The sequence below is a fragment of the Bacillus niameyensis genome (assembly GCF_001375535.1).
Taxonomy (GTDB): Bacteria; Bacillota; Bacilli; order Bacillales; family Bacillaceae_C; genus Lederbergia; species Lederbergia niameyensis.
Genome location: NZ_LN831197.1, coordinates 1322718 through 1340743 on the forward strand (window position 1 = coordinate 1322718; position 18026 = coordinate 1340743).

The 18026-nt window shown below is 35.4% G+C and carries 18 protein-coding genes and 1 other annotated feature; of the genes, 11 read left to right on the forward strand and 7 right to left on the reverse strand.

Annotation, left to right across the window (positions count from 1 at the left end; genetic code table 11):
* Nucleotides 1-129 precede the first annotated feature (129 nt).
* Entirely contained in the window at nt 130-951 is an 822-nt protein-coding gene (locus tag BN1243_RS06485) for a VanW family protein (protein ID WP_062105403.1), read from the reverse strand.
* Between the two features lie 126 nt (nt 952-1077).
* Between BN1243_RS06485 and BN1243_RS21565 the strand changes: the two genes are divergently transcribed.
* The 3 genes from BN1243_RS21565 to thrS all read left to right on the forward strand — a co-directional run bounded on the left by BN1243_RS21565 (nt 1078) and on the right by thrS (nt 4192).
* The gene (locus BN1243_RS21565; RefSeq protein WP_062105404.1) at nt 1078-1587 is read left to right on the forward strand and encodes a coiled-coil domain-containing protein; all 510 of its coding nucleotides are present in this window, start codon (nt 1078-1080) and stop codon (nt 1585-1587) included.
* A gap of 161 nt (nt 1588-1748) precedes the next feature.
* The gene (locus tag BN1243_RS06495; RefSeq protein ID WP_062105405.1) at nt 1749-2294 is read left to right on the forward strand and encodes a 3D domain-containing protein; all 546 of its coding nucleotides are present in this window, start codon (nt 1749-1751) and stop codon (nt 2292-2294) included.
* 145 nt (nt 2295-2439) lie between these two features.
* Nucleotides 2440-2673: a binding site (T-box leader), on the forward strand.
* Between the two features lie 313 nt (nt 2674-2986).
* Nucleotides 2987-4192, forward strand: coding sequence for a threonine--tRNA ligase (thrS, locus tag BN1243_RS06500; protein ID WP_062105406.1), 1206 nt, complete (start codon nt 2987-2989; stop codon nt 4190-4192).
* A gap of 386 nt (nt 4193-4578) precedes the next feature.
* Here the strand turns inward: thrS and BN1243_RS06505 are convergent, their stop codons facing one another.
* Entirely contained in the window at nt 4579-5235 is a 657-nt protein-coding gene (locus BN1243_RS06505) for a trimeric intracellular cation channel family protein (protein ID WP_084781834.1), read from the reverse strand.
* Between the two features lie 135 nt (nt 5236-5370).
* Nucleotides 5371-6633 carry a mechanosensitive ion channel family protein gene (locus BN1243_RS06510; RefSeq protein ID WP_062105407.1) on the reverse strand — a complete coding sequence of 421 codons (1263 nt, stop codon included), beginning with the start codon at nt 6631-6633 and terminating at the stop codon, nt 5371-5373.
* A gap of 250 nt (nt 6634-6883) precedes the next feature.
* On the opposite strand from BN1243_RS06510, the gene BN1243_RS06515 reads away from it, so the two are divergent.
* Complete coding sequence (locus BN1243_RS06515) at nt 6884-7447, forward strand: tyrosine-type recombinase/integrase (RefSeq protein WP_062105408.1); 564 nt, start codon at nt 6884-6886, stop codon at nt 7445-7447.
* 240 nt (nt 7448-7687) lie between these two features.
* Here BN1243_RS06515 and BN1243_RS06520 read toward each other — a convergent pair whose 3' ends face one another.
* Nucleotides 7688-8380 carry a universal stress protein gene (locus BN1243_RS06520; protein WP_062105409.1) on the reverse strand — a complete coding sequence of 231 codons (693 nt, stop codon included), beginning with the start codon at nt 8378-8380 and terminating at the stop codon, nt 7688-7690.
* 168 nt (nt 8381-8548) lie between these two features.
* Here BN1243_RS06520 and BN1243_RS06525 point away from each other — a divergent pair, with 168 nt between their 5' ends.
* From BN1243_RS06525 to BN1243_RS06555, 7 genes are all read left to right on the forward strand, one after another.
* Entirely contained in the window at nt 8549-10960 is a 2412-nt protein-coding gene (locus BN1243_RS06525; protein WP_062105410.1) for a Na+/H+ antiporter subunit A, read from the forward strand.
* Nucleotides 10950-11381, forward strand: a complete 432-nt coding sequence (locus BN1243_RS06530) for a Na(+)/H(+) antiporter subunit B (RefSeq protein ID WP_062105411.1) — start codon at nt 10950-10952, stop codon at nt 11379-11381. Before BN1243_RS06525 ends, BN1243_RS06530 begins: the two co-directional genes overlap by 11 nt.
* The gene (locus tag BN1243_RS06535) at nt 11381-11719 is read left to right on the forward strand and encodes a Na(+)/H(+) antiporter subunit C (RefSeq protein ID WP_062105412.1); all 339 of its coding nucleotides are present in this window, start codon (nt 11381-11383) and stop codon (nt 11717-11719) included. The genes BN1243_RS06530 and BN1243_RS06535 overlap by 1 nt, the downstream gene beginning before the upstream one ends.
* The gene (locus BN1243_RS06540; protein ID WP_062105413.1) at nt 11712-13202 is read left to right on the forward strand and encodes a Na+/H+ antiporter subunit D; all 1491 of its coding nucleotides are present in this window, start codon (nt 11712-11714) and stop codon (nt 13200-13202) included. Before BN1243_RS06535 ends, BN1243_RS06540 begins: the two co-directional genes overlap by 8 nt.
* A 70-nt stretch (nt 13203-13272) precedes the next feature.
* Nucleotides 13273-13758: a Na+/H+ antiporter subunit E gene (locus BN1243_RS06545; protein ID WP_062105414.1), complete on the forward strand. Its 486-nt coding sequence runs from the start codon at nt 13273-13275 to the stop codon at nt 13756-13758.
* On the forward strand, nt 13751-14029 hold the full coding sequence (locus BN1243_RS06550) for a Na(+)/H(+) antiporter subunit F1 (protein WP_062105415.1): 279 nt from the start codon (nt 13751-13753) through the stop codon (nt 14027-14029). Before BN1243_RS06545 ends, BN1243_RS06550 begins: the two co-directional genes overlap by 8 nt.
* The gene (locus BN1243_RS06555) at nt 14013-14396 is read left to right on the forward strand and encodes a Na+/H+ antiporter subunit G (RefSeq protein ID WP_154669809.1); all 384 of its coding nucleotides are present in this window, start codon (nt 14013-14015) and stop codon (nt 14394-14396) included. The genes BN1243_RS06550 and BN1243_RS06555 overlap by 17 nt, the downstream gene beginning before the upstream one ends.
* A 150-nt stretch (nt 14397-14546) precedes the next feature.
* On the opposite strand, the gene BN1243_RS06560 is transcribed toward BN1243_RS06555, so the two are convergent.
* From BN1243_RS06560 to BN1243_RS06570, 3 genes are all read right to left on the reverse strand, one after another.
* Nucleotides 14547-15323 carry a TerC family protein gene (locus BN1243_RS06560; RefSeq protein ID WP_062105417.1) on the reverse strand — a complete coding sequence of 259 codons (777 nt, stop codon included), beginning with the start codon at nt 15321-15323 and terminating at the stop codon, nt 14547-14549.
* A gap of 252 nt (nt 15324-15575) precedes the next feature.
* Nucleotides 15576-16334 (reverse strand): LytR/AlgR family response regulator transcription factor, encoded by a 759-nt coding sequence (locus BN1243_RS06565; RefSeq protein ID WP_326569830.1) that lies wholly within the window; start codon nt 16332-16334, stop codon nt 15576-15578.
* A gap of 121 nt (nt 16335-16455) precedes the next feature.
* Nucleotides 16456-17847, reverse strand: a complete 1392-nt coding sequence (locus BN1243_RS06570) for a sensor histidine kinase (protein ID WP_062105418.1) — start codon at nt 17845-17847, stop codon at nt 16456-16458.
* Nucleotides 17848-18026 lie beyond the last annotated feature (179 nt).

Below are 18026 nucleotides of genomic sequence, written 5' to 3' on the forward strand. Positions count from 1 at the left end.
ACTTCCCATTCAAGAAAATTAGGGGGATTGAGGTCGACAGAACTTAAGAAAGCATTTTTCGCTCGTTTTAAGAACTTATTAGTGGTCCAACAAGAAAACTAGTGGCTGTCCCTGGTAACACTGTAACAATTAATTGTTTGTATTTTCCAGGAGCGGTTCATACATCATAATCGCATGATTTTCTGTTATGAATTCATCCGCTACAAGTTGCTTTTGACGATTGTATTTCTTTCTGAAGATCGTATTATGGCGCAAATAACCTCCCCAATAAGCTGGAGAAATCATATGATTTTTTTCATACACATGATATGTATGCAAGGTAGGTGTTGTCGTACGCCATTCCCCAACAAGATGAGTGTCTGTTACAGTCAAATAAAGTTGATACGGTTCATTCGTTTCATTTTTTATTTGTAAATCTAAATAATTGTATGAACAAGTGGCACCTGAACCAAATGGCTGTGTCCTCCTAGAATCGGGGAACACATCAAAGCTATGACGATGCCTCTCTGTCACGGTTAAAGGGGTATGTAAAGTAGCCCAGTATATTAGGTTAGAAAGTTGGCAAAGCCCGCCGCCAATCCCTTTTGTGAATGTTCCGTAAAATAAAACCATACCATCGACATAGCCCTTGTTCTTTGTTGGTCTGCCAATTAACTTCCAGTAAGAGAATGTTTCACCAGGTTGAATTGTAATGCCTGATAGCTTTTTAATCGCTATTTTAAGATTAATTACTTTATTATGCTGATACCACATATCAACGTCTTGCAATTGTCTCATCAAGATTGTTTGATGTTTAAACGCTGTATAAGAAAGTAAATCCTCTTGAATTGTTCTAGAATATTTTTTTGAATCAAAAAACCATTCGATTCTTCGCTTATTCGTGTATACAAATTTCCCTAAAGTAATCCGAAATTTAGATCTCTCTTTTGGACGCAACTGAACAGAATTCATCTCCCAACCCCTTTTTAGCTTGAGTATAGCCCAAAAAGATTACCAAGTCATCAACATTTGTACCTCGTTCATATTCTTAAAGGGAAAATAATGATATAATAAGAAAAAAGGCGAGGTGTTTTCATTTTGGAAAAGCTTTTTAAACAATTGATAGAACAAATGAATTCACGTTTTGATAAACTCGATGATGACATCCAGCTATTAGGCGAAGAAGTTTCAGAAATCCAAAAAGAGGTTTTAAGAACAAATAAAGAAGTTTCAGAAATCCAAAAAGAGGTTTTAGGAACAAATAAAGAAATTTCCAATATCAGGTCAGAAATTACCGATATTAAGACAGATGTTAACGATATGAAGACAGAAGTTAAAGATATTAAGACAGATGTTAACGATATGAAGACAGAAGTTAAAGATATTAAGACAGATGTTTCGGATATCAAGGAAGTAGTTACCAACCATGCAATTGAAAATAGAAGTCATTTTAAGTACATTGAAGGAAAATTAGACGAACAAAACAATCTATTCACGGTAGTTGAAAGCGAATTGAAAAAAGTTAAGATCGACATTGAATATTTAAGTTCCAAGACAGGAAAGCACGATGTAGAAATCTACAATTTAAATCAAAGAATCCAGTCCTAATGGTGATATGGATTCTTTTTAGTTGTTAAATAGATAGCCTTATAAAAAATGAATAAAGTACATTGAAAAAGAACTGTAATAGAACTAGTATCTCCTTGAAATCGGTCTGTCATATTCTACTGTTATACTAACCTCATGATTGATAGTAAAGGAGAGTTCAAATGAAAAAGATCATTTTTTCCATCATTACTACTAGTATTCTTTTATTTAGTTTCGCAGGAGCTTCTTCTGCAGCTACTATATATAATGTAGAAAAAGGCGATTCACTTTGGAAAATTGCCATGAATCATGAAACAAGTGTATCTAATTTAAAAAACTGGAACAACTTAACATCAGATTTAATTTTTCCTGATCAAAAATTAAATCTAGCGGGACCAACATCAAAAAAGGAAAATACAGAAAACAAACAGTCCGACTACAAAACTTTAACTGTAAAGGCAACAGCTTATACTGCTGATTGTACAGGTTGTTCCGGAATTACGGCTACTGGAATTAACTTAAATAATGATCGGAATGCAAAAGTCATTGCGGTCGATCCAAAAGTTATTCCGCTCGGCACAAAAGTGTGGGTAGAAGGTTACGGTGAAGCCATCGCTGGAGATACAGGCGGCGCAATAAAAGGACATAAAATCGACCTGCATGTGCCTACTACGAAAAAGGCCCTTAACTGGGGAGTTCGAACTGTAAAAGTTAAAGTCTATCAATAACTATCGTTTAACCCAATTGCGAAGAAGCAATTGGGTTTTTTATTATGAGTTAACCAATTAGCTTGCAATCTAAAATATTTATTAAAGACACTTGTTTTTTTCAATTTTGTGTATTAAAATTATCATCAATAAAATTAACAAATCTAATCAAGTTATGATAAGGACATGAATCATCGTATTTTTTCTTTACTAGAGAACGAGGTCATTGGCTGAAAACCTCGAAGAAAAAGCGATTGATTTACCACCTTGGAGCTATTGTAGGGAAATATTTTAATTAGAGTATCTATAATCGGTAAATCCGTTATCTTTTCGAGCAACAAACATACTCATCGTATGTTTTTGAAATTAGGGTGGTACCACGACCGCACTCGTCCCTATTATTGGGAGGAGTGCGGTTTTTTTATACAAATTAATATTTTTTGCGTTGAAAAGGACATGAATCGTTCGTACTTTTCTTTACTAGAGAACAGGGTCATTGGCTGCAAGCCCTGAAGAAAAGCGGATGGTTTACCACCTTGAAGTTATTATAGGGAAATGAGATCAGTCAAAGTATCTATAATCGGTAAATCCGTTATCTTTTTGAGCATAGAACTTTGTTTTATGAAATCAGGGTGGAACCACGACCGCACTCGTCCCTACTATAGGGAGGAGTGCGGTCTTTTTTTTTCAAATTAACATTAGGAGGATTTAAAATGTCTAATCAGCTAGAAGCAGAAAAAAGAAATCATCGTAAATTAGGTCAAGAATTAGAACTTTTTGCATCAATGGAAGAAGCGCCAGGAATGCCTTTTTTCTTACCAAAAGGGATGATCATTCGAAATGAACTTGAAAACCTATGGAGAAGAAAGCACCAACACGCAGGTTATCAGGAAATTAAAACACCGATTATGATGAAACAGGAACTTTGGGAACAATCCGGCCATTGGGACCACTACCACGAAAATATGTACTTTTCCGAAGTTGATAATCAAAATTATGCGATTAAGCCAATGAATTGCCCTGGTGCTTTATTAATTTTTAATAACAAACGAAGAAGTTACCGTGAGTTACCGATCCGTTTCGCAGAACTTGGGTTAGTACACAGACATGAACTTTCTGGTTCTTTAAACGGACTGTTAAGAGTTCGTTCTTTTACTCAAGACGATGCACACTTATTTGTTCGGGTGGATCAAATTGAATCAGAAATTGATAAAATTCTTGAATTAATTAGTGATTTTTATTCCCATTTTGGTTTTGATTATAAGTTAGAGCTTTCTACAAGACCTAGTGAATTCATGGGTTCTGAGGAAATCTGGGATGAAGCCGAAATGGCATTGAAATCTGTCCTCGATCGTAAAGGGCTTAATTACCAAATTAACGATGGGGATGGTGCTTTTTATGGTCCAAAGATTGATTTCCATATTTTAGATTCACTTGGAAGAAGTTGGCAATGTGGTACTGTCCAATTAGATTTCCAAATGCCTCAAAAGTTTAATTGTTCCTATGTAGGTGAGGATAATAAACTGCATCTTCCGGTCATGATTCATAGAGCTATCTTTGGTTCACTGGAACGTTTTATGGCAATTCTAATTGAACATTTTGCTGGGGCATTCCCGCTTTGGCTAGCGCCTGTACAGGCAAAAATAATACCTATTACAGATTCACATATTGATTATGCAAAATTCGTGAAATCTGAATTAGACAGAGCTGGATTACGGATTGAAGTCGATTCACGGACAGAAAAAGTCGGATTGAAGATTAGAGAAGCGGAAAAACAAAAGATTCCTTATATGATTGTTATCGGTGATAACGAAGTAGGGAACCAAACTTTAGCTCTAAGAAAACGAAATGAAGGAAATCTTGGCTGCTTGACTGTACATGCAACAATTGAACAGTTTCTTAAAGAAATCAAAGGGTAGTCAGTGCAGCCGATGTTCGGTAAAACAGGTTTTGGGCGGATAATCTACAAAAGAGAGTGTGCTTTTGAATAAAATGTTGTTTATCTAAGCCCGCAGCCCGAATATACTTCGCTTTTCCGCGGGCGAGTGTCAAGCCTCCTCGGGCTACGCCCTGTGGGGTCTTACCGAACTCTCACTTCCCGCAAGAGTCTACGTATATTCGGGCTGCTCATTGTTTGTGTAAAAGGTTTAATTTTAATAAGCACTAGTTTTTCAGTGGTCTCCTTTTTTTGTACACTCTCTTGCCATTTTATTTAAAATTGTTTTCAACTTATATTTTTCAAAAAATTATACCTTTTCAATAAAAGGGTATAATTTGAATTATCTTTTTCCAAACAGTAATTCTCTCAAACAATCATCCGCCTATTTTCCTTCGACTTATTTTCGCGAATGCTGCCCGGACGATTCCAATTAACTTTTCGAGGTAAATTCCAATTATAGTAAACAGATAACATTCTAAAAAGAACAATTAAGATTAGTAGGAAATAGGTTGAATAGGGATTCTGGAACAACCCTAATCCAATGGCTAGCCCCGCTAATGCAGCCCATAAGGCATATATATCAGAATGAAATATCATTGGTTTTCTTCTTGCAAATACATCGCGCAACATTCCACCGCCTGCGCCTGTCAATGTAGCAGCGATAACGACTGCAATGAGCGGCGCGTCAATAGATACTGCATATCTAGCACCCTGAATGGCAAAAGCTCCTAACCCAATGGCATCAAAAAATACTATCCATTTTATCCAAATTTTCATCCATTTTGCTGGAAGTACGAAAACGGCAGCGATCACTAGAAAGGCAACTCCAAATAACAAATGTTGTTGCCATATGTTTTCTATTGGAATACCTATTAAAAGGTTACGGATCAAACCTCCACCAAATGCAGTTGTATAACCTAAAATGAAAACTCCTAATATATCATAATCCTCTTCGATGGCGACAAGCGCTCCACTAATCGCAAAAGCAAGCGTCCCAATGATGTTAAGAATATCCCACGTCAAAGACTTCTTCTCCTTCCGACATAAAACTACATTCATTACCATATTATAGTTAATTTTCTTTGAAATAACAAAATCTGCTTTAAATGAAAAGAGGTTCGAACGTCACATTCGAACCTCTTTTGAAAAAGTAAGTCTTTAATGCTCCCTCTCCTTAATTGCATTGCGCGATTGTTCCACAATATTTTTCAAATCATGCCCAGAAGGATTTTGGAATAATCGGAGTCCAAACTCCGGAGCCACTGCAAAAAGATGATCAAAAATATCAGCTTGCGTCGATTCATACACAGCCCATCTTACATCATTTGTGAACGCATAGATTTCAATGGGCAACCCATGTTCACTAGGTGCCAATTGTCGCACCATTAAAGTCATATCTTGATTGATCCCAGCATGATGCTGAAGATAATTACTAATATACGCCCTAAAAACTCCAATGTTGGTAAGCGCCCTTCCATTTACACGATTATCATTATTAATTTCATTCTTCGTATTGTACTCCGCAATTTCTGCTTCCCTGCTGATGATATAGTCTGCCAGATAGTGAATATGTTTAAAGTTCTCAATCATTTCGGTTGAACAAAATGAAATGCTATTTGTATCGACAAATAATGATCGCTTTATTCGTCTCCCCCCGGAAGCCTGCATTCCTCTCCAGTTTTTAAAAGAATCGGATATGAGCGCATAACTTGGAATCATCGTAATGGTTTTATCCCAATTTTGTACTTTTACAGTGTTTAAAGAAATATCAATAATGTCTCCATCTGCCTCATATTTAGGCATTTCAATCCAATCGCCAACCCGAACCATGTCGTTGGCAGTTAACTGAACTCCTGCAACAAGACCTAATATCGAATCTTTAAAAACTAACATGAGTACGGCTGAGAGAGCCCCAATTCCACTTAGAAGAAGAAGCGGATTTTTCCCGATTAAGTTGGCCACAACAAGGATCGAACCAAATATGATTACGATAATTTTAATAACTTGAATATATCCTTTAATTGGCTTCATCTTAGATATTTCATACGTTTGATAAATGTCATTAATTGCATTCAACAAACTATTTATAATCGCTAAGCCCACAATAATTACATAGGTGTTCGCACCCTTTTCTATCAAATGTTGATAAGTTGGAAACGTTGATGAAAAGTAATAAATAATAATTGCGGGAACAATATGGGAGATCTTCCGAAAAACCTTTCTTTCCAAAAGAATATTCCCCCACTTAATATTATGCTTTGTCAAAATATGAGAAATGATCCTGATGACTACCTTTTTCGTAATAAAATTAGCCACAATACAAAGGAGTGCGATAAAAAGGATCATAAGAAAAATGGAAAGATACTTTACTAAAGTAGGATCCATTTCAAAATCTAGTAGCAAGTTACTAATGAAATCCATATATTTCACTCCATTCAATACAGAATTTTTCGGCTACTATAGTTCTATTTATACTAATGGGCAGTGAAATCTATTATAACAGAATAACCTCACTTTCTCCTGGAAAACTTCCTATTCAAAAACAAAAAATGACTTTCTATCTAATCTTTATACCTAAGAAAAAACCTCGATAACGAGAATTTAAATTATTGTGATGTTACTTAATCTATGATATTATGACGTTATGTAACATAAATGGAGAGTATATCATATGGAATATGTTGTTCCTGTAAAGGATATTGAAAAAATTAATGCTATTAAAAGGATATTGAAGAAGGCGTCGCTTAGAGACTATGTTTTATTTGTATTAGGAATCAATACTGGAATCAAAATCCAAGATTTATTAGTTCTAAAGGTTGAGAATGTTTGGGATGGAAATCAAGGGAAAGAATTTCTCATAGTTCCTGATAGAAAAAGTGGTGAGCAAAATACCTTCTACTTAAATAATCGAATTCAAATTGCTTTGGAAAGATATTTAAAAAATAGCGAATTAAAACAATCTGATTATTTGTTCAAATCGAAAAGAAATGAAAAACCCGTCACACGTCAGCAAGCATATCGGATAATAAATAGTGCTGCCAAAGAAGCTGGAGTTGAGGGGAAAATCGGTATGCACACGCTTAGAAAAACATTTGGCTACCACGCTTATCGAAAAGGGGTTGCGATCTCTATTCTAATGGCCATATTCCATCACAAATCAAGAAGTGAAACGCTAAAATATATCGATGTCACAAAGGCAGAAAAAAGGGTTATAAAAGTGGATGTAAACTTATAGCCAATAGAACGTAAATTTGGATTAAGTTGAGGATAAAAATGTATATGAAGGTAATAGTGTAGTAATATTAGAATAATTTGAACCGAGCGGGTGTTTCGCTTTTCGTGGAAATTGAGGTAATGCTACTCAGAAAGTCTGTCTCCCATTGAAAAATTTGGCTGAGTTGAAGGGTGTAATTAAATTACTGAAAATAGCCATAAAAAAACACCCTCCAAAAAAATTTAGAGAGTCATTTTAACACTATGAATTATTTTCTTCCTCTTCATAGTTAACACTTAATTCAACCTTTTTTAATTCCTTAACAATCCCATCGGTTACTTGCACATGAAACATTTCCCGATCTTTCATAAACTTAAAAATTCCATTATCAAAATCTGTGCCTTGCTCTTTAAAAAAGATCCCTTCATAGTCAACAGATTTGGAGTGTTTAAAGGATAAGCGATAATGTTGATCTTCTTTGTTTAGATAGGCTCTACACCCTCTTTGAAATTGACCATTCTCATCGCGAATGTAACGGGCGACAGAAATGATATGCAAATCTACAAACGGGATATCATGAAGCAACGTATTAATTAAAGAACCTTTTGTAATTTGCTCCCATCGGCTCTGTGCAGTTTGACCAAGTATGATTTGTGTAATATGTTTTTCCCTGGCAATTTCAGCAATAACTTTCGCTACTGGCCGTTTTTCATTATCCATTATCATAAAATCTATGGCATCATATTCTCTTGCTAACTGTTTCCATCTTTCTATATAAAAGGTTTTTTCAGCATCCATCTCATCAAATGGCTTTTGATCAACAGTAAGAATATATAACGGACACCCAAGCATATTGGCAATCTTGCAGCCACGCTTAATAAGGCGTTCGCCATTAGGGCCGTAGTATACACATACAAGTATGCATTCATCTAAACGACCTTTAATACTTTCCATGAAGATATTCACCTCAAAATTATAATAAAAAATGGTCTTTATTATGAGACTAAGTATGACTATATCTCATGCTATTGAAAGAGTCAATCCATTATTGAAAATAACAGTATTTAAACAGTCCAAACATTTTTACTAAAAAGTTGAATTTTCACACAAGGAGTGGACGTATTGAGTTTTGTGCACTTTGTTATTCTTTTACCATTTATTTCAGCAATCCTCGTTCCTTTTCTTTACAATAGGTGGAGTGTAAAAATCCATACTGGATGGTTTGTAGTAATCGTACCTCTATTTATTTTTATCGGTTTGCTATTGCAATTACCTGCCATCTCCAATGGAGAAACTTATCTTTTATCCATGTCGTGGATCCCATCATTAGGAATAAATTTCGATATATATTTGGATGGTTTAGCTCTTATGTTTGGGCTGATCATTAGTGGGATGGGCGTACTAGTTGTTATCTATTCCATTTTTTATATGTCCAAAGAACGCGAAGCTCTTCATAATTTTTATATTTACTTGCTAATGTTTATGGGAGCCATGTTAGGACTTGTTCTCTCAGACAATATTTTAGTACTCTATGCCCTATGGGAACTGACAAGCGTGTCATCGTTTTTATTAATAGCCTATTGGTATGAACGAAAAGGATCGCGCGACGGTGCGTTAAAAGCTATGCTTATTACCGTATTTGGCGGCTTGGCCATGCTTGCTGGCTTGATTATGTTAACAATTATGACCGATTCTTATAGTTTACGTGAAATTATTGCAAGTGCCGGCGTAATGAAAGATAACTCTCTTTTTATACCCGCAATGATTCTTTTACTGCTTGGTGCTTTTACAAAATCAGCCCAATTTCCTTTTAGTATTTGGTTACCTGATGCAATGGAAGCTCCAACACCAGTAAGTGCTTATTTACACTCAGCAACAATGGTAAAAGCAGGGCTGTATTTAGTTGCTCGGATGACACCCATTTTCGGTGGCAGTGCCCTTTGGTTTTGGCTTGTTTCTGGAATTGGCTTGATTACATTAATTTATGGATCCATACGAGCTGTAAGACAAACAGATTTAAAAGCGCTACTCGCATTTTCAACCATTAGTCAACTTGGATTAATCATGAGTTTACTCGGGGTAGGTTCTGCAGCCTTGTATTTCGATATTGGCAATGAACAGGAACTGTACACACTTGCCATATTTGCTGCCCTCTTCCACCTACTTAATCATTCAACATTTAAAGGAGCTTTGTTCATGGTCGTTGGGATTATTGACCATGAGACCGGCACACGCGATATTCGGCGACTAGGCGGATTAATGTCCCTTATGCCTCTTACTTTTACAATTGCTTTGATTGGTAGTCTTTCCATGGCTGGTTTACCACCTTTCAATGGATTTTTAAGTAAAGAAATGTTTTTTACCGGAATGCTTAGTACTTCCCAAATTAACATGTTCGGTTTTGAGACTCTGACTATTGCCTTTCCAATCATTGCTTGGATAGCCAGTATATTTACATTTATCTATTGTTTAGTTTTACTTTTAAAGACATTTCTGGGATCGTTTCATCCTGAACGACTTCCCAAAAATCAAGTGCATGAAGCACCAATAGGAATGCTCATCCCTCCTATTATTTTAGCTTCTTTAGTTGTTTTAATTTTCTTTTTCCCAAATATCCTTGCTAAATATATTTTAAATCCCGCTTTAATTTCTGTTATTCCGATATGGAATCTTGATAGTTTTACTTATGAAATTAAGCCTTGGCATGGATGGAATACAGAACTTCTAATGACAATTGGTGTCGTGTTCTTTGGATTATTATTAGTTCTTTCAATCAAGAAATGGAATTTGTTTTTTAGATTTTTTCCAGAAAGGTTTAGCTTAAATAATTTGTACAATACGGGTATTGATAAAATGGAACAAAGTTCTGTTTCCTTCACAAATCGATATATGACAGGGTCTATTCGCCACTATTTAATCTATATTTTTGTTTTTATTGTCGTCGTTTTATCAGGATTTTTAATCTATTTTGATGCTGTCGCCTTCGACTTTTCTAATGATGCCGATATTACGATTTACGATGTCGGTATACTATTAGCAATGGTAATCGCAGCCTTTGCTACCCTTTTAACGAAAAATAGAATTGCGGCTATCGTTTCGTTGGGAGCAGTTGGTTATCTTATGGTCATGTTATTTGTCATTTTGCGGGCACCAGACTTGGCTTTAACACAAATGGTTGTTGAAACAGCAACGACGGCTTTATTTTTACTATGTTTTTACCATCTACCTAAATTAGGAAAAAGAGTAGAAAAAATAAAGTTTAAAGTCATGAATCTCGTTGTGTCCATTAGTGTCGGATTGATCGTGACCATCCTAACGTTAACAGCTTCCGGCCATAAGTTATTTAAACCTATTACGGACTTTTTCGAGAATGCCTATGAATTAGCAGGAGCAAAAAATATTGTAAATGCGATATTAGTCGATTTTAGAGGCTTTGATACGATGTTGGAAATATCGGTATTACTTATTGCTGGTATAGGTGTTTACACATTGATTAAGCTTCGGTTAAAAGGAAGTGATGTAGATGAAACCTAAACCTAATGATGTCATATTGCATACGGTCACAAAAATTGCTGCTGTGATTATATTTACCTTTTCTATTGACCTTTTTTGGGCAGGTCATCATTTTCCAGGAGGCGGTTTTATCGGTGGATTAACAACTGCAGCTGGTACTGTACTTCTCTATTTGTCTTTTGACATAGAAACTGTTAAGAAAAATTTACCGATTGATTATAAGAAGATGGCGGCCTTTGGCGTTTTACTTGCTGTGTTAACAGGAATCGGAGGAATGATCATCGGCGATGCATTTTTAGAACAAGCATTTGATTACTTTAACATTCCCGTTTTCGGAGACACCGAACTAGCTACGGCGGTTTTATTTGATATCGGAGTCGCTTTTGCAGTAATCGGTACTGCTATAACGATAATTACTAGCATAAGTGAGGATGATCTTTAATGGAAACGTTAGTCGCAATTGTTATCGGCGTATTATTTGCCATTGGCACCTATTTGATTTTATCCAATCAAATGCTGCGCATTATACTAGGTCTCTCCATTATTAGTCATGCTGTAAATTTAATGATCATGGTAATGGGTGGACTTAAAACTGGTGGACCGCCACTTCTTTCTGAAACCATTTCAAAGTTTACAGATGCGATTCCACAGGCTCTAATTTTAACGGCAATCGTAATTAATTTTGCAGTCACCGCTTTTTTACTCGTTTTAAGCTACCGTACCTATAAAATTCATGGTACAGATGATATGAATCAATTGAGGGGAAATGAAAATGAATAACCTACTAATATGGCCAGTTATTTTGCCGTTAATAGCTGGACTTATATTTATCTTATTACGACATCACATTCGCCTCCAACGGGCACTTAGTATAATTGTTCTAACGATTGTAGCTGGTATTTCTGTTATCATCATCGCTAAGATTAACAAACAAGGGATTCAAACCTTACAATTAGGCGGCTGGCAGGCACCCTATGGGATTGGCTTAGTTGCAGATATGCTCTCTGTGTTGCTTATCTTAACAACGAGTATCGTGTCGATCTGCTGCTTACTATTTGCTTTTAAAACAATCGGCCAAAAAAGAGAAGATCATTATTTCTATCCATTATTTTTATTCCTAATTACTGGTGTGAATGGTTCCTTTTTAACAGGTGATTTATTTAATTTATACGTATTCTTCGAAGTTCTTTTAGTTGCTTCCTATGTACTAATATCATTGGGTGGCAAAAAAATCCAGCTAAGAGAAACAATGAAATACGTCATCATTAATGTATTATCTTCTGCGTTCTTTCTTGTTGGAATTGCTTATATGTACTCAATTACAGGGACATTAAATTTAGCTCATATATCCACACGGATTGCGGAAGCAGGACAAGATGGTTTTATTACAACAATTGCTATTTTGTTTTTACTTGTTTTCGGAATTAAAGCCGGATTATTCTTGTTTTACTGGCTGCCTGGTTCTTACAGTGTTCCACCAACGGCTGTTTCCGCTTTATTTGCAGCTCTTTTAACAAAAGTTGGGATTTATGCTATCATTCGCATGTTTACCTTAATTTTCTATCATGAGCCTGCAATCACCCATTTATTTATTGGGATATTAGCGGCATTAACAATGATTTTGGGTGGTATTGGTGCCATTGGAACGTGGGATATTAATAAAATTCTCACTTACAACGTTATTATTGGTGCAGGGTTTATATTAGCTGGACTAGCTACTTTCTCAAATTATGGGAGTCTAGGTTCGATTTATTATATCATCCATGACATGATCGTTAAGGCACTTCTGTTCCTCATTGGCGGAGTGATTGTTTATTTAACTGGTACGAGCAACTTAAAAGAGATGAGTGGATTAATTCGCACCCATCCCTACTTAGGCTGGATGTTCTTTATTGCTTCCCTCTCTTTGATTGGAATTCCGCCATTAAGCGGATTTATCGGTAAAGTGTTTATTACAAGAGGAGCCTTTGAATCAGATTACTATTGGTTAGGTGCGATTGGTCTCATCTCAAGTTTGATGATTTTGTACTCGGTCATGAAGATCTTCATGAATACATTCTGGGGAGAAACTTTATTAAGTGAGGAAGAAGAACGAGGTACAACAAAGGGGACCATACTTCCTATCGCAATTTTAACTATATTAACAATCGCTTTAGGACTAGGTCCTGAATTCATTAATTCTTATTTGGAAAATGCGGTGGACGGATTAATGAATCCGCAACTATATATTGATGCGGTTTTTAAAGGAAATGAAATTCCGTAGATTTACAAATGAGCTGTTTCAGAACGAGATACGGCCATGTTTGAAATAAGAGAAGAAAGGAAGAACAGCTTTGCCATTTCAAATATTAGTTAACATATTTATTGCTTTTCTTTGGATGTTTTTCCAAGATGAATGGAAATTTCTTACTTTCTTAAGCGGTTATATTGTCGGTATATTAATTTTGTTCTTTATCCGCCGTTTTTTTCAAAAGCCCTTTTATTTATTTTTAGTATGGGCTGTCTTAAAATTGCTTTTTGTGTTCATAAGAGAATTAATTAGTTCAGGTATTGTTGTTATGAGGCAAGTGCTCCGCCCTAAAATTAATATTACCCCTGGGATTTTTCGACTTGATCCTGATTTAGAAGGAGATCTAGAGATTACTTTGCTTTCATTACTTATCTGTTTAACCCCTGGATCAGTCGTCATGGAGGTTACTCCTGATTCAAAAAGTTTGTACGTTCATGCAATGGATATTCCTGAATCGAAAAATTCCGTTTTAAAATCACAAAAGATCTTCGAACGTGCTATTAAGGATGTGACAAGAAAATATGTTTAATATTTTTATGATTTTATCCCTTTGTATACTAACTACGGCCATTCTTTTAAATATATTTCGGGTTGTTCGAGGACCATCCAATGCGGATCGTGTTCAAGCACTTGATGCAATTGGAATTAATTTAATTGCAGGAATTGCGATTTTCTCGGTATTCCTAGATACCCATGCATTTTTTGAGTTAATTTTGTTAATTGGTATTCTGTCGTTTATTGGGACAATCGCTTTTGCCAGATTTCTCGAAAGAGGTGTTGTCATTGAACGAAAGCGCTGAGGTCGTTGCAGGGGCATTTATTTTTATTGGAACTTTAATTTGTTTAATTAGTTCTGTCGGATTAGTCCGATTGCCTGATGTTTATACACGTTCACACGCTGCTTCAAAAAGTTCGACTTTAGGAGTATTAGCTATTTTAATCGGAACACAACTTTATTTTCTTATTTCTGAAGGCTATTTTAGTATCCGATTAATTTTAGGGATTATCTTTGTCTTTTTAACAGCACCAGTGGCCGCCCATGTTATTTGTCGAGCAGCCTATCGCGCAAATGTACCTTTGACCGAAACGAGTGCAGAGGATGAATTGAAAGACTACTTTGAATCAAATAAACAAGAGTTGTCAAAAACTGAAATGAAAAATGAGTAGAGTCACGATATAGTATGTGGCTAAATGATTCTTAATTGATCTATTCTTACGTTACCACTAATAAATAATCCCCTATCAAAAGGGTGCCTGTTACCATGTCTCACAAAAACAAAATGACATGATGATAGGCACCTTTTATCAGTGGCTCACTTAAAAATCATTTTTTGTAGTTATTGACTTATTGCTAGGTGCAAACCAGCCGAGTAAGGCTATTCCGACTAACACTCCATAAAAGATCAGAGTCCAGGTTGTACTATGAGGAAAATCATGGTCTAATATGCCAATGTCATCATGTGCAAGCGTAATGATCGCAAGTTTGACACCAACCCAAGCAACGATAGCATATGCTGTCGTTTCCAATGCCGGACGTTTTTTAAGAAGTTGCACAAACCAAGTAGCAGCAAACTTAATTAGGATGAGACCAGCAATACCTCCAAGAAGAACAACAATGAACTGTCCTCCATCCATCCCACCGAAATCGCCAAGTGGTGAATCTGGAAGACCAAGCGCAAGGGCGACCGCAGCTAAAATCGAATCAATGGCAAATGCAAGGTCAGCTAACGCAATCTTTCCCACTGTTGGTAAGAAACCTTTTCCAGCCGATTCCTTTTCAGCATCTTTATGAATATTTTTATTTGCTTTCCCGAATCTTGCCTGAACGATATGCTTCAATCCAAGATAAAGAAGATAAGCTGCGCCAATCGCCTGGATCTGCCAGACATTAGCAATAAAAGAGATGGCAAAAAGTGCAACAAATCGGAATGCGAAAGCCATAAGGATTCCGTAATTGATAGCTCTCTTTTTCTGCTCTTCGGGTAAATGTTTAGCTATAACTGCCAGTACCAAGGCATTATCAGCTGATAATAATCCTTCCAATCCGATCAAAATTAGCAATGCCCAAGCATACTCGAGCCAAAGTGAATCCATCCACTTCTCCCCTATCTTTAACTACAGTATCTTATAAACCCTTCTTATAGATTTTCCTATAAACAATAAGTAATTCTAGAAAAAAATGTTAAATATTATATTCCATTACTTCTCCGTTTTCTACGGTTTTCCTTCTGCAAGTTCGGATTTAGGTAATAATAAACAGAAAGTTAAAGGAAAAAAATAGTGCCTCGCCCAACTATTGAAGCTTTGCATCGGGGGAGGCATCGTTAATACATTGATCACTCATGATTAACCTACAATTTTATCGGGTATCTTAACACTGACTATTTTTGCTTGGAGATCTTTCATTTTTCGAAAGGACACACAGCATACTTTATTATTAGTCATAGTGATTTTACGTTGTTCCTTATTAATATTCTGCACATACTGTAGGTTAATAAGAAAGCTTTTATGACATCGAAAAAAACGCTTATCGATATTTTCAAACTCTTTTAGTTTCCCGTAAAACTCGTACAAGCCATTGACTGCATGCAAGATAATTTTATGTTCTTGGTGTGACGTTTCGAAATAGTAAATCTCATCATATGGAATATTTTGGATTCTTTCACCAATTTTAATTTGGATAAATTTGGTCCCATCTTTATTTCCAAGTTGCTGATACTTTAAAAAAGAAGCTTGCAGCGCTTCGATCACCTGCTCAGATAGCTGAATATGCTCTTTGACAATAAAATCAAGTGCAGCCAATTTGTATTTAAACGTTAACTTCAACTTATCTGCATGCATAGAAAAGAATATAATATCTGCAAAAGGATCATGTTCGCGAATCTTGCTAGCCAAATCCATTCCTGTTATAGAAGAATCGAGTTCAATATCTAAAAAATAGCAATCTGCTCGATGATCATGTAAATAATCTAAAACTTCTTCGGGCTTAGAGGCAGTTAAAGCTATTTCAATGCTTGGTTCATTAAACATCGCATATTGAGAGATGACCGATCTTAAGAATTCTCGATGCTCGGGTTCATTTTCACAAATGATAACTTTCACCATATCACTCCTCTTTAAAAAGCTTTTGTACGTCATGAAAGATGGGAGAAATATATATATTACGCATTCTATTTCACATTCAGACGTGTATTTCTTCATCCGTTTTCACTCTCAAAAAAGCTAACTAGAACATTTTTGACCATCTTCGGGCTTTTAGTTGCAGTTGTTCCCTCGGACTCCTTCTAGTCAATACGGGATTATTAGCGGCTGAATACTTTTTTTGTAATGCTTCTGAAATTTCAACTTCATGGATAAAGAAGCCGTTTTCAATTCTAGTATTCATTGTAATGTTCGGATAATCGTTGACAATTTTTCGAGCAGTTGCTAATCCTAATCCCATTCCGTGACCTGTCCCCTTTGAAGAATAACCTGCCTCAAAGAGTCTTTCCATATTTATAGATTCATGACCGATCCGGTTTTCAAAAATAATTAATAGAGAATGATCGACTTTTTTCAAAAAAGCTATTTTTAGCTGGCCATCTTTTAAGTCGGCAGAAGCTTCAATAGCATTATCCATTAAAATACCGACCATTCGTGTTAAATCGATAATATTCATCTCTACCGCTTGAATGGTTTCAGGTACTTCAACATTTATATCAATCCCCCACTCCTCCGCCAATAGAACTTTCGATGAAAGAAGTCCTTTTAGTTCAACGATCTTAATCATATCTAATTGATTAAAAAGATAATTATTTTGTATAGTTCTATTTTCTACTTTAACGATCCGATCATTAAAGTATGTCTTTAGTCCATCGATATCATTCTGATTGATATAACCTTGCATGGTGAGTAAAATGTTTTGATAGTCATGCCGAAAGCTTTGCATGTCCTTGTTAATTCTTTCCAGTGACTGCATATATTGCAAAAGTTGTTCTCGCTCCGTTTCTTTTTGCTTCAAGATATTCATTTTTTTACTAGTACGTAACAGTAAAAAAGTGAATATTAATATTAAAGCAAAATATATAGCTTGAATAAGTAGATTGAACATTGCAGTTGAATATAGATTAAGACTTAATGATATAAAAAGATTTAACGTTACGATTGCGACAGTAATGAAAGAAATCGTAATGATTAAGAGTTGACTCGCTACAGGGATTGCAATCGAATCCCATATCTTTTGAATAAATAAAATATAAAGGTAAATGAAAAACGCAAAAAACAAAAGAAAAAGAATAATACTGGTTCCGATCGCAATTGGTGAGTCATGTGAGAAAATACTAAACTTAATATTCTGCGAAATAGTTTCAGAAATAATAATTACAATAGCTAAAATGAATACATCCAATAAAACTCGCAACTTCTTAGTATAAAAGAAAAAGAAACCAATTGTTGAGATAAGTAAATAAATGAGACCAAGCCATTTTGTTACAAATAAGTAGCAAAGAACAGCGGGAACACTAATCACAATCATTCCTGCAGTTACGATCAGGACGGTTGGACGAATTTTAAGCGTGAAAAATAATGCTGCAAAAATAGCACATAACTCTACTAAAAAAAAGAATAAAGAGAAGATCATTGTTCATATGCCCTTCTTACAAAAATTTATTTACAATTTATGAAACCGCTTTCCAAAAGATATAAAATTATATATAGTTGCCTATCCCCATTATAACATTTATTTCTGCCTCTTCAATCTTTTCAGCGAAAAATGACGATGGTTGGAATTTTGTGTTGCGAGAGGAAATGAAGGTTTCA